Genomic DNA, 12,052 nt, shown 5'->3' on the forward strand with positions numbered 1-12,052 from the left:
AACCACGCTTGTTTCCCGCCAATTCTGAGCCCGAAACACGCTTCGCGATGTGACTTACACGACGATGACCATGCCCGGCCTGACCTTCCCGCCCGGGGAGGCGTAGCCTTGATTCCCGCTGTCCATCACCTTGTGAAGCGGAAGAGGGCGGTTCTCGCCGTGTCGCCACAGTCCCCCAGTAACGCATCGAGCATCTCGACCGACGCGGACCAAGCGGGCAAGAACCCCGCTGCCGCGTTCGGAGCCAACGAGTGGCTCGTCGACGAGATCTATCAGCAGTACCTCCAGGACCCGAATTCGGTAGACCGCGCCTGGTGGGACTTCTTCGCCGACTACAAGCCGGGGGCTGCCGCCGCCCCGGCTGCGGCGGGTACCGCGGCCGCGGGGGCCGCGGAGACCACCGCTCCCACCGCCGCGCCGGTCCCGGCTCCCGCCCCGGCCTCGAAGCCGGCTCCGGCCAAGGCCGCCGTGCCCGCCGCTCCCGCGGCACCGGCGGCTCCCGCGGCGAAGCCCGCCCCGGCCGCGAAGCCGGCCCAGCCGAAGAAGGCCGAGCCCGCCGCCGCCTCCGCGGACGGCCCCGAGTTCGTGACGCTGCGCGGCCCCTCCGCCGCCGTCGCGAAGAACATGAACGCCTCGCTGGAGCTGCCGACCGCCACCTCGGTCCGCGCGGTCCCGGTGAAGCTGCTGTTCGACAACCGCATCGTCATCAACAACCACCTCAAGCGGGCCCGGGGCGGGAAGATCTCCTTCACGCACCTGATCGGCTACGCGATGGTGCAGGCCATCAAGGCCATGCCGTCGATGAACCACTCCTTCGCGGAGAAGGACGGCAAGCCCACCCTGGTCAAGCCGGAGCACATCAACCTCGGTCTCGCCATCGACCTGGTCAAGCCCAACGGCGACCGCCAGCTCGTCGTCGCGGCGATCAAGAAGGCCGAGACGCTGAACTTCTTCGAGTTCTGGCAGGCCTACGAGGACATCGTCCGTCGCGCCCGCGACAACAAGCTGACCATGGACGACTTCACCGGTGTCACGGTCTCCCTGACCAACCCCGGCGGCCTCGGCACCGTGCACTCCGTGCCGCGTCTGATGCCCGGCCAGTCGGTGATCATGGGCGTCGGCTCCATGGACTACCCGGCGGAGTTCCAGGGCACCTCCCAGGACACCCTGAACAAGCTCGGCATCTCCAAGGTCATGACGCTCACGTCGACCTACGACCACCGGGTCATCCAGGGCGCCGCCTCCGGCGAGTTCCTGCGCCAGGTCGCGAACCTGCTGCTCGGCGAGAACGGCTTCTACGACGACATCTTCGAGGCCCTGCGCATCCCCTACGAGCCGGTCCGCTGGCTCAAGGACATCGACGCCAGCCACGACGACGACGTCACCAAGGCCGCCCGGGTCTTCGAGCTGATCCACTCCTACCGGGTCCGCGGCCACGTCATGGCCGACACCGACCCGCTGGAGTACCGCCAGCGCAAGCACCCCGACCTGGACATCACCGAGCACGGCCTCACCCTGTGGGACCTGGAGCGCGAGTTCGCCGTCGGCGGCTTCTCCGGCAAGTCCCTGATGAAGCTGCGCGACATCCTCGGCGTGCTGCGCGACTCGTACTGCCGCACCACCGGCATCGAGTTCATGCACATCCAGGACCCCAAGCAGCGCAAGTGGATCCAGGACCGCATCGAGCGCCCGCACACCAAGCCGGAGCGCGAGGAGCAGCTGCGCATCCTGCGCCGGCTGAACGCGGCGGAGGCCTTCGAGACCTTCCTGCAGACCAAGTACGTCGGCCAGAAGCGGTTCTCCCTGGAGGGCGGCGAGTCCGTCATCCCGTTGCTGGACGCGGTCATCGACTCGGCGGCCGAGTCCCGCCTGGACGAGGTCGTCATCGGCATGGCCCACCGCGGCCGGCTGAACGTCCTGGCCAACATCGTCGGCAAGTCGTACGCGCAGATCTTCCGCGAGTTCGAGGGCAACCTCGACCCGAAGTCGATGCACGGCTCCGGCGACGTGAAGTACCACCTGGGCGCCGAGGGCACCTTCACCGGCCTGGACGGCGAGCAGATCAAGGTCTCGCTCACCGCCAACCCCTCGCACCTGGAGGCGGTGGACCCGGTCCTGGAGGGCGTCGCCCGCGCCAAGCAGGACATCATCAACAAGGGCGGCACGGACTTCACCGTCCTGCCGATCGCCCTGCACGGCGACGCGGCCTTCGCGGGCCAGGGTGTCGTGGCCGAGACCCTGAACATGTCGCAGCTGCGCGGCTACCGCACCGGCGGCACCGTGCACGTCGTCATCAACAACCAGGTCGGCTTCACCGCGGCCCCCGAGTCCTCGCGCTCCTCCATGTACGCGACGGACGTGGCCCGCATGATCGAGGCCCCGATCTTCCACGTGAACGGCGACGACCCCGAGGCCGTCGTCCGCGTCGCGCGGCTCGCCTTCGAGTTCCGTCAGGCGTTCAACAAGGACGTCGTGATCGACCTCATCTGCTACCGCCGCCGCGGTCACAACGAGTCGGACAACCCGGCCTTCACCCAGCCGCTGATGTACGACCTGATCGACAAGAAGCGCTCGGTGCGCAAGCTCTACACCGAGTCCCTGATCGGTCGCGGCGACATCACCCTGGAAGAGGCCGAGCAGGCCCTGCAGGACTACCAGGGCCAGCTGGAGAAGGTCTTCACGGAGGTCCGCGAGGCCACCTCGCAGCCGTCGACGGTCGCGCCCTCGGACCCGCAGGCCGAGTTCCCGGTCGCGGTGAACACCGCCGTGACCTCGGAGGTCGTCAAGCGGATCGCCGAGTCCCAGGTCAACATCCCCGACCACATCACCGTCCACCCGCGTCTGCTGCCGCAGCTGCAGCGCCGGGCGTCGATGGTCGAGGACGGCACCATCGACTGGGGCATGGGCGAGACCCTCGCGGTCGGCTCCCTCCTGCTGGAGGGCGTCCCGGTCCGGCTGGCCGGCCAGGACTCGCAGCGCGGCACCTTCGGCCAGCGTCACGCGGTGATCATCGACCGTGAGACGGGCGAGGAGTACACGCCGCTGCAGTACCTCTCCGAGGACCAGGCGCGCCTGAACGTCTACAACTCGCTGCTGTCCGAATACGCGGCCATGGGCTTCGAGTACGGCTACTCGCTGGCCCGCCCCGAGGCGCTCGTGATGTGGGAGGCGCAGTTCGGCGACTTCGTCAACGGCGCGCAGACGGTCGTGGACGAGTTCATCTCGTCGGCCGAGCAGAAGTGGGCCCAGACCTCCGGTGTCGTCCTGCTCCTGCCGCACGGCTACGAGGGCCAGGGCCCGGACCACTCCTCGGCCCGCCCGGAGCGCTTCCTCCAGATGTGCGCGCAGAACAACATGACGGTCGCGATGCCGACCTCGCCGTCGAACTACTTCCACCTCCTGCGGTGGCAGGTGCACAACCCGCACCACAAGCCGCTGGTCGTCTTCACCCCGAAGTCGATGCTGCGCCTGAAGGCCGCCGCGTCGAAGGCGGAGGAGTTCACGACGGGCCAGTTCCGCCCGGTCATCGGCGACGACACCGTCGACCCGGCCGCCGTGAAGAAGGTCGTCTTCTGCGCGGGCAAGGTCTACTACGACCTGGCCGCCGAGAAGAAGAAGCGCGGCGCGGACGACACGGCGATCATCCGCATCGAGCGCCTGTACCCGCTGCCGGGTGCCGAGCTCCAGGCGGAGATCAAGAAGTACCCGAACGCCGAGAAGTACCTCTGGGCCCAGGAGGAGCCGGCGAACCAGGGTGCGTGGCCGTTCATCGCGCTCAACCTGATCGACCACCTGGACCTCGCGGTCGGCGCCGACGTCCCGCACGGCGAGCGCCTGCGCCGCATCTCGCGTCCGCACTCCTCGTCCCCGGCCGTCGGTTCCGCCAAGCGGCACCAGGCCGAGCAGGAGCAGCTGGTGCGTGAGGTGTTCGAGGCCTGAGCCTGCGTACGGAAGGCCCGGTTCCGAGTCCTCTCGACTCGGCGCCGGGCCTTCCGGCGTTCTCAGGTGAGGGCGGCGAGGAGCTGGGCCAGGGCCCGGACGGTCGACCGGATCTCCAGCAGGTACGCGGTCGCGCCGGACGGGCGCCGGGCCGGCTCCGGCGCCCGCGGCGGTTCGATGCCGACGGTGTCCACCTCCACGGCGAAGGGCAGCTGGAGCATCCGTACGGCGGTGGCGTGCTGGGCGGGGACGTGCAGCGCGGTCGTCACCAGCAGCAGCCGCTCCCCCGGGTCCAGTTCGGCGATCCGCTCGGCGAAGAAGGCGTAGCTGTCCGCGGTGTCCGCGCGGCGCCGCTCCGGCTCGCTCGACGGGGCGGCGACCACCCGGACGGGCAGCCTGCCGGGTGTGCGGTAGGTGCGGACGGCCCAGGTGCCGCCGGGGAGTCCGGACTCCTCACCCGCCACGGACTCCGGCGTCTGCAGGCCGAACGCGCGGCGCGTGCCGAAGTCCAGGGCCTCGTACTCCTCGCCGAGTTCGGGTGCCCCGGCGAGCGCCGCGAGCTCGAACTCGTCGCCCACGAAAGGGCGGTGGCCGCCGAGGGCGGTGACGGAGCCGGTCGTCACCCGCCCGGTGCGGATCAGCTGGGCGGCGTAGGCCGTGCGCGCCAGGCAGGCCCGGATGAGGCCGCCCAGCACCAGGACGTGCTCGTAGTGGGCGTAGCGCAGGCGGGTGCCGCCGCACAGGCCGAGTGCCTCGGCCGCGGCAAGCACGAGCTGCTGCTGCTCGGGCCGCACGGGCAGTTCGTCGGCGAGGTTGCGTTCCCTGCCCCGCCGGGTGTCCCAGCGCCGGGTGAACACGTCGAGCCGGGCCAGCCGCTCCGCCGCGTCGCCCTTCCCCGCCGCGAGGTCGCGGGCCAGCTCGTGGTCCTGGCCGGTGCGGGCGAACGCCTCGACCAGTGCGCGGACCGGCGGGGAGGCCAGCCAGAACTCGATGTCCGCGGCCGGTTCAACTCCCGTGCCGACGAGGGGGACCGGGTCGAAGTGGGTGCTCATGTCGTTCCGCCTCCGTGGGGTGGGTCTACCGCGCGCCGTCCCGAGAACTGCCGGGAGGGGGGCGGGGTCACGGAGCCGGCGGGGACGGCTCCGGCCCGGGACGCAGCCGTGGCGGACAGGACATATCCTCACCTCATGTACTTCACCGACCGAGGCATCGAAGAGCTGGAGAAGCGGCGCGGCGAGGAGGAGATCACCTTCGAGTGGCTGGCCGAGCAGCTGCGCACCTTCGTCGACCTGAACCCCGACTTCGAGGTACCGGTGGAGCGGCTGGCGACGTGGCTGGCCCGGCTGGACGACGAGGACGACGACATCTGAGGACGCCTGCGGGCGTCAGTCCAGCGGCCTGACCGGCGCCCAGGCGAGGCCGAGCACGCCGTGGGCGAGCAGGAGCGCGCCCGCCGCCGTCCAGCCGCCGCTGCGGCGGTGCAGTCCCCAGGCGGTGAGGGGCAGACCGGCCGCGATCTGGGCCAGGGAGAGGACGCGGCCCCACGGCCCGGCGGCCCAGGGCGGCCAGGGGCCGGGGCGGTCCTCGTGTGTCCCGTGCCGTTCCTCGCTTTCGCTTCCCGGCCGGTCCCCACCCTGCGCCGGGCCCGGGCGCGGCCACGCGCGCGCGGTGGCGCACAGCAGCTCGGCGCTGTCGCCCGGGGCGAGACCGTCGGGCAGGTCCACGCCCGCGCGCTGGAGGACGGCGAGCAGGCCGCGCAGCCGGGAGCGCGCGTCGGAGGCGGGGTCGGGGCGGGTCAGTTCGTCGAGGGACTGCACGTCGAGCACGGGGTCGAGGCCGAGCCGCCCCGCGAAGGTGTGCATCGCCTCGTCCACGCCCGCCGGGGTGCCGTTGGCGAGCCATTCGTAGCCGACCGGGCGGCGGAAGCCCGAGGCGAGGGAGAACCCGGCGCGTTCGGTGTCCCACCACAGGGCGAGCGCGGGCCAGGGGGCGCCGACGGCCAGGGCGAGCGCCCAGCCGGAGAGGACGCGGTCGACCGGTTCGCCGCCGTCCTGCCAGGGCCTGCCCTCGGGGACTAGGACGCTCCACCCCGCGCCGGCGGGCGCGATCAGCAGGTCCGCGCGCAGCAGCCGGGCCACGGGCGCGACGGCGTCGGGTTCCGCCCGGCACAGGAGCAGGGCGCCCGGGGCCGGCTGGGCCTCGCGGGCGGACCGGGACTGTTCCGTCGACATGTCCCCACGCTAGGCCGGATTGTCCCGTCGGCGGGATTTGTGATCACCAGAACGAGTGCCTTGACTTTCCCTGCCCGCGATATATCGTGTTTTACGGAAGACGCGATATGGCGTGTCGTGTTCAGGTCCGGCCCGCGAGCCGCGCCCGGTCAGCCAGGAGGTCCGCACCATGCCCGAGTGGTCCGTCACGGAGCCCAGGAAACTCACTTTCGACGAGCCGGTGCGCGACCTGCACGTCCGCGTCGTCAACGGAACGGTGAACGTCGTGGGCACCGAGGAGGGTTCCGCCCGCCTGGAGGTCTCCGAGCTGGAGGGCCCGCCCCTGGTGGTGACCCAGCGGCACGGCACCCTGACCGTGGCCTACGAGGACCTGCCCTGGAAGGGGTTCCTCAAGTGGCTGGACCGCAAGGGCTGGCGCCGCAGCGCGGTGGTCTCCCTGGCGGTGCCGGCCGGCACCCGGGTCGAGGTGGGCGTGGTCGGCGCGAGCGCGTTCGTCTCCGGGTTGCGGGGGCCGTCCGTGATCAAGGGCGTCACCGGCGACACCACACTCGTGGGCCTGTCCGGCCCGGTCCGCGCGGACACCGTCTCGGGGAACCTGGAGGCGCAGGCCGTCACCGGCGACCTGCGCTTCAACTCGGTCTCCGGCGATCTGACGGTCGTCGAGGGGGCCGGCTCCTCGGTGAAGGCGGACTCGGTCAGCGGGTCCATGATCGTCGACCTCGACCCGGAGGGCCCGACGGACGTCCGGCTGACCAGTGTCTCCGGCGAGATCGCCATACGTCTGCCGGCCCCGGCGGACGCGGACATCGAGGCCAACACCGCGAGCGGCACCATCTCCAACGCCTTCGACGACCTGCGGGTGCACGGCCAGTGGGGCGCCCACAAGATCACCGGACGGCTGGGCGCCGGCACCGGCAAGCTCCGGGCGACGACGGTCTCCGGCTCGATCGCCCTGCTGCGCCGCCCGCCACGCGACGAGGAGCCGTGGGAGGGGCGCACCGGCGAGAAGCCGGGCCCCACCCCCGGTGCGCCCGCCGGCCCGGTGGACGGTCCGGCGGGCGCACCGGGGGACAATTCCCTCTCCGGCCAGGGCGACGACCCGTCCGACGCCCCCACACCCCGCCCGGCCGACGGCACGACCGACAAGAAGGTGCTCTGACATGCCCCCCGTCTTCGCCCACGGCCGTCTGCGCCTGTATCTGCTGAAGCTGCTGGACGAGGCTCCCCGCCACGGCTACGAGGTGATCCGCCTCCTGGAGGAGCGCTTCCAGGGGCTGTACGCGCCGTCCGCAGGCACCGTCTACCCGCGCCTGGCCAAGCTGGAGGCCGAGGGCCTGGTCACCCACACCACCGAGGGCGGCCGCAAGGTCTACGCCATCACGGACGCGGGCCGCGCCGAACTGGCCGACCGCAGCGGTGAACTGGCCGACCTGGAGCTGGAGATCCGGGAGTCGGTCGCCGAGCTGGCCGCCGAGATGCAGGCCGATGTGCGCGGCGCGGCCGGGGATCTGCGGCGTGAGATGCGGGCCGCCGCCTCCGAGGCCCGCAAGGGCGGCTCCCGGTCGGAGACCTCCTTCGGCGACCATGCGGACGTCACCGACAAGGAGGCGTGGCGGGCGGCCAAGGAGGAGATGCGCCGGGCCAAGCAGGAGTGGAAGGAGCAGGCCCGCCGCGCCAAGGACGAGAGCCGTCGCGCCCGCGAGGAGGCCCAGCGCGCCCGGCGCCAGGCCAAGGAGGCGCAGGACCGCGCCCGGGCCCAGGCTCAGGAGGAGGTCCAGCGCATCGCCCGCCGGGTCCAGGAGCAGGTGCAGGACCACTTCACGCGCGGCGACTGGCCGACGGGGCTGCGCGAGGGCCTGACGGAACTGGCGAAGGAGTTCGGCGACTTCGGCAAGGAGCACGGCAAGGGGTTCGGCCGGGACTTCGGCTTCGGCCGCCAGGACGCCTCCTCCCCCGGGACCGACCGGGCCGGACAGGCCCCGGCAGCCGAGCACGCGCCCGCCGCCGAGTACACCCGGCCGCCCGAGTACTCCGAGACCCCCGACGACTTCCCGGCCGGCTACGAGCCCACCTGGGCCCATGAGACCGGCACCGGCGACCCGGCGCGTGATCTGGACCGACTGCTCGACCGGTTCCGCGACGACATCCGCGACGCGGCCCGCGACCACGGCGTGACACCGGATCAGTTCCGGGACGTCCGGCGCCACTTGTCGACGGCGGCGGCCCATATCGGGGCCGTGCTGCGGGCGCCCAAGCCCTGAGGCAGCCGGGGGCGGTACGGCCGTGCCGCCCGCCCGTCATGCGCTGGGCCCCGCGTGCGCCCGGACGGCGGCGGCCCCTCAGCCGGCCTTGGTCTCCGGGCCGCCGTACAGCACCCGGGTGACGGACTCATGGGTCACGCCGTGGTCGGCGAGGGCCTCGGCGGGCACTCCGGGGCGGCTGGTGAGGGCCAGCAGCAGATGCTCGTCGCCGATGTGCCGGTCCCGGCGGGCGACGGCCATGCGCAGCGACCTCGTCAGCACATCCTTGGCCTCCTTGCTGAACGGGCGGTGTCCGGACCACCCGGTTCCGCGCCGGCGGTCCCCGGCGAGCGCCCCGACACCGTGTGCCTCCTCGACGCGGGCGACGATCTCCGTGACGTCGATACCGAGTCCGGCGAGCGCCTCCGTCTCGGCCTGCGACAGCCCGCCCCGCCGCCGGGCGTCGCCGAGCGCCCGGCGTACGGAGTCGATCCACTCCCCGCCGCCGAGCGCCGCCAGGGCGAACGACGCCCGGCTGCCCTCCCGGTCGAGCAGCGCCAGCAGCAGATGCTCGGCTCCGACGGCCGGCGCCCTGTCCCGCTCGGCGTGCTCCGCCGCGCCCGTCACCACCGCGCGGGCGTCCTTCGTGAACCGCTCGAACATCAACGCCTCCCGTATTTCTTGTGCACGGCCTGCCTGCTGACCCCGAGTTCCGCGGCGATCTCCTGCCACGACCACCCTTGGTTGCGCGCGCTGCGCACCTGCACCGCCTCCAACTGCTCCAGCAGCCGGCGCAGTGCCGCGACGGCCCGCAGGCCCACACGTGGATCGCGATCTCCCGCCCGCTCGGCGAGATCCGTTGCCTCGGTCATGCTGTCAATGTTGGTTGACAGACCTCGGCATGTCAACCCCAGTTGACATGTGTGGGCACGCGGGAACGCGAACGGCGGGCCCGGAGTCAGGACCGGACCCGCCGTGAACGGCATGACGTGTGAGGTCAGTTGGTGAGCACGATCTTCCCGAACTGCTCGCCGGACGCCATCCGCTCGAAGCCCTCACGGGCCCGGTCCATCGGAAGCACCTCGTCGATCACCGGGCGCACCCCGGTCGCGGCGCAGAAGGACAGCAGGTCCTCCAGCTCGTCCTTCGTGCCCATGGTGGAGCCGACGACCTTCAGCTCCAGGAAGAAGATCCGGGTGAGTTCGGCGTGCGAGGGCCGGTCGCCGCTGGTGGCACCGGAGATGACCAGCGTGCCGCCGGGCTTCAGCGACTTCACGGAGTGCGACCAGGTGGCGGCGCCGACGGTCTCGATCACGGCGTCGACCCGCTGCGGCAGCCGGGCCCCCGACTCCACGGCCTCCACGGCGCCGAGCTCCAGGGCGCGCTTGCGCTTGGCCTCGTCCCGGCTGGTGGCGAAGACACGCAGCCCCGCCGCCTTGCCGAGGACGATCGCGGCCGTGGCGACACCGCCGCCGGCTCCCTGCACCAGCACCGAGTCCCCGGGCCGTACACCGGCGTTGGTGAACAACATCCGGTACGCGGTCAGCCAGGCGGTGGGCAGGCAGGCGGCCTCCTCGAAGGAGAGCTCCTTGGGCTTGGGCAGGACGTTCCAGGTCGGGACGGCGACCCGCTCGGCGAAGGTGCCCTGGTACCGCTCGGTGAGGATGGAGCGGGGCTCCCGGGGGCCGACCCCGTGCCCGCTCTGGCCGATGACGGAGTGCAGGACGACCTCGTTGCCGTCCTCGTCGACGCCCGCGGCGTCGCAGCCGAGGATCATCGGCAGCCGTTCCTCGGGGAGGCCCACGCCCCGCAGGGACCAGAGGTCGTGATGGTTCAGGGAGGCGGCCCTGACGTCGATGGTGCTCCAGCCGGGGCGGGCCTCGGGGACCGGGCGGTCCCCCAACTCCAGGCCGGAGAGCGGCTGGTCGCGGTCGATTCGGGCGGCGTAGACAGCGAACATGACCTTGACGATAGGCTCCGCGCCCGGCCGGCGGAACGGTGGGGCGTTGTGAGACACGCCCTCTTGCCAAGCCGCGGACCACCCCCGCGGGCCTTCCGCACCCTCCCCGCCCCCTCCGCGCGACACGCCGGCCCCGCCCTCCCCGCTCACCCGGACGGGCGAGCGGCCGGGTAAAGAGACGGCACCCACCGGCGGAGCAAGGAAACGGCCCCGCCCGGAAGCCGGGCGGGGCCGTCCATGCGACGTCCGGGTCAGCGGCGCGCGACGCCCTCGGCGCGCGCGGCGGCGGCGACGGCCGCGGTGACCGCGGGAGCCACCCGCTCGTCGAACGGGGACGGGATCACGTAGTCGGCGGCGAGGTCGTCACCGACGACACCGGCGAGCGCCTCGGCGGCGGCGATCTTCATGCCCTCGGTGATGCGGGAGGCCCGCACCTGGAGCGCCCCGGCGAAGATGCCCGGGAAGGCCAGCACGTTGTTGATCTGGTTCGGGAAGTCCGACCGGCCCGTGGCGACGACCGCCGCGTACTTGTGCGCGACCTCCGGGTGGACCTCGGGGTTCGGGTTGGCCATGGCGAAGACGAACGCGCCCTTTGCCATGGAGGCGACGGCCTCCTCGGGCACCGTGCCGCCGGAGACGCCGATGAAGACGTCCGCGCCGGCCAGGGCCGACTCCAGCGAGCCGGTGAGCCCGGCCTTGTTGGTGAAACCGGCCACCTCCCGCTTGACGTCCGTCAGGTCGGTCCGGTCGGCCGACACGACGCCCTTGCGGTCGGCCACCGCGACATCGCCGATGCCGGCCTCGACCAGCATCCGGGCGATGGCGACCCCGGCCGCTCCGGCGCCGGAGATGACGGCCCGCAGGTCCGCGAGGCCCTTGCCGGTCAGCCGCGCCGCGTTGCGCAGCGCCGCCAGTGTGACGACGGCGGTGCCGTGCTGGTCGTCGTGGAAGACCGGGATGTCGAGCCGCTCCTGCAGCTTGCGCTCGATCTCGAAGCACCGGGGCGCCGAGATGTCCTCCAGGTTCACCCCGCCGAAGGACGGCGCGAGGCGCACCACGGTCTCGACGATCTCGTCGACGCCGGTGCAGTCGAGCGCGATCGGGACCGCGTCGACTCCGCCGAACTGCTTGAACAGGATCGCCTTGCCCTCCATGACCGGGAGGGAGGCTTCGGGGCCGATGTCACCGAGCCCCAGCACGGCCGTGCCGTCGGTGACGACGGCGACGACGGACGACTTCCACGTGTAGTCGTTGACGAGGTCCGGCTGCTCGGCGATCGCGCTGCACACTTTCGCGACGCCGGGCGTGTACGCCAGGGACAGGTCGTCCTTGTCGCGGATCGGCACGGTGGCCTGCACGGCCATCTTGCCGCCGCGGTGCAGGGCGAATGCCGGATCGAAGGAATCGAGGGGTTCGACCCCGCCGTCCTGATCGGTATTGCCCCCGCTGCGAGGATTGACGATCTCCGCTGCCACTTTGTCTGACCCCTTAGGTGTTCTGGTTGAGGGTGGAACCACTCCTGGTGAGAAGTGGGCGGGGACGCGTATGGCCCTGCTCGTTGATACGTACGACGTACGACGTACGGCCCATACGCGACGGGCGCGCCGCACACGCGCCCTGAAGCCCCGGATGAGGGGTGTAAAGAACCTTCTTACCGGACGGACCGCGCCGGGACGAGTCCA

Annotated in this window: 10 protein-coding genes; 4 read left to right on the forward strand and 6 right to left on the reverse strand. The window is 72.0% G+C overall.

Annotation, left to right across the window (positions count from 1 at the left end; translation table 11 throughout):
- Positions 1-159 precede the first annotated feature (159 nt).
- The gene (locus ACFV46_RS18125; protein WP_385498854.1) at positions 160-3,939 is read left to right on the forward strand and encodes a multifunctional oxoglutarate decarboxylase/oxoglutarate dehydrogenase thiamine pyrophosphate-binding subunit/dihydrolipoyllysine-residue succinyltransferase subunit; all 3,780 of its coding nucleotides are present in this window, start codon (positions 160-162) and stop codon (positions 3,937-3,939) included.
- 62 nt (positions 3,940-4,001) lie between these two features.
- Here the strand turns inward: ACFV46_RS18125 and ACFV46_RS18130 are convergent, their stop codons facing one another.
- Positions 4,002-4,991 (reverse strand): hypothetical protein, encoded by a 990-nt coding sequence (locus ACFV46_RS18130; RefSeq protein WP_385498855.1) that lies wholly within the window; start codon positions 4,989-4,991, stop codon positions 4,002-4,004.
- Between the two features lie 135 nt (positions 4,992-5,126).
- Here ACFV46_RS18130 and ACFV46_RS18135 point away from each other — a divergent pair, with 135 nt between their 5' ends.
- Positions 5,127-5,309 (forward strand): DUF6104 family protein, encoded by a 183-nt coding sequence (locus tag ACFV46_RS18135; protein WP_055624112.1) that lies wholly within the window; start codon positions 5,127-5,129, stop codon positions 5,307-5,309.
- Between the two features lie 15 nt (positions 5,310-5,324).
- Here the strand turns inward: ACFV46_RS18135 and ACFV46_RS18140 are convergent, their stop codons facing one another.
- Entirely contained in the window at positions 5,325-6,170 is an 846-nt protein-coding gene (locus ACFV46_RS18140) for a hypothetical protein (RefSeq protein ID WP_361925978.1), read from the reverse strand.
- Between the two features lie 169 nt (positions 6,171-6,339).
- On the opposite strand from ACFV46_RS18140, the gene ACFV46_RS18145 reads away from it, so the two are divergent.
- The gene (locus ACFV46_RS18145; RefSeq protein WP_385498856.1) at positions 6,340-7,329 is read left to right on the forward strand and encodes a DUF4097 domain-containing protein; all 990 of its coding nucleotides are present in this window, start codon (positions 6,340-6,342) and stop codon (positions 7,327-7,329) included.
- 1 nt (position 7,330) lies between these two features.
- A complete protein-coding gene (locus tag ACFV46_RS18150) occupies positions 7,331-8,431 on the forward strand; it encodes a helix-turn-helix transcriptional regulator (RefSeq protein ID WP_385498857.1) in 1,101 nt (366 codons plus the stop codon).
- 78 nt (positions 8,432-8,509) lie between these two features.
- Here ACFV46_RS18150 and ACFV46_RS18155 read toward each other — a convergent pair whose 3' ends face one another.
- The 4 genes from ACFV46_RS18155 to ACFV46_RS18170 form a co-directional block, all read right to left on the reverse strand.
- Entirely contained in the window at positions 8,510-9,073 is a 564-nt protein-coding gene (locus ACFV46_RS18155; protein ID WP_385498858.1) for a Clp protease N-terminal domain-containing protein, read from the reverse strand.
- Entirely contained in the window at positions 9,073-9,282 is a 210-nt protein-coding gene (locus tag ACFV46_RS18160) for a helix-turn-helix domain-containing protein (protein ID WP_003997975.1), read from the reverse strand. Before ACFV46_RS18160 ends, ACFV46_RS18155 begins: the two co-directional genes overlap by 1 nt.
- A gap of 125 nt (positions 9,283-9,407) precedes the next feature.
- A complete protein-coding gene (locus ACFV46_RS18165) occupies positions 9,408-10,370 on the reverse strand; it encodes a zinc-binding dehydrogenase (protein WP_385498859.1) in 963 nt (320 codons plus the stop codon).
- Positions 10,371-10,621: 251 nt separating this feature from the next.
- Positions 10,622-11,845: an NADP-dependent malic enzyme gene (locus ACFV46_RS18170; RefSeq protein ID WP_361925969.1), complete on the reverse strand. Its 1,224-nt coding sequence runs from the start codon at positions 11,843-11,845 to the stop codon at positions 10,622-10,624.
- Positions 11,846-12,052: the final 207 nt, after the last annotated feature.

It is taken from the genome of Streptomyces sp. NPDC059852, assembly GCF_042731455.1.
Lineage (GTDB): Bacteria > Actinomycetota > Actinomycetes > Streptomycetales > Streptomycetaceae > Streptomyces.

Bases quoted from the DNA above. Each gene is read 5' to 3' on its own strand.
- ACFV46_RS18135 (WP_055624112.1), top strand. From the start codon at position 5,127: ATGTACTTCACCGACCGAGGCATCGAAGAGCTGGAGAAGCGGCGCGGC.
- ACFV46_RS18130 (WP_385498855.1), bottom strand. From the start codon at position 4,991: ATGAGCACCCACTTCGACCCGGTCCCCCTCGTCGGCACGGGAGTTGAA.
- ACFV46_RS18140 (WP_361925978.1), bottom strand. From the start codon at position 6,170: ATGTCGACGGAACAGTCCCGGTCCGCCCGCGAGGCCCAGCCGGCCCCG.
- ACFV46_RS18165 (WP_385498859.1), bottom strand. From the start codon at position 10,370: ATGTTCGCTGTCTACGCCGCCCGAATCGACCGCGACCAGCCGCTCTCC.
- ACFV46_RS18150 (WP_385498857.1), top strand. From the start codon at position 7,331: ATGCCCCCCGTCTTCGCCCACGGCCGTCTGCGCCTGTATCTGCTGAAG.
- ACFV46_RS18160 (WP_003997975.1), bottom strand. From the start codon at position 9,282: ATGACCGAGGCAACGGATCTCGCCGAGCGGGCGGGAGATCGCGATCCA.
- ACFV46_RS18145 (WP_385498856.1), top strand. From the start codon at position 6,340: ATGCCCGAGTGGTCCGTCACGGAGCCCAGGAAACTCACTTTCGACGAG.
- ACFV46_RS18155 (WP_385498858.1), bottom strand. From the start codon at position 9,073: ATGTTCGAGCGGTTCACGAAGGACGCCCGCGCGGTGGTGACGGGCGCG.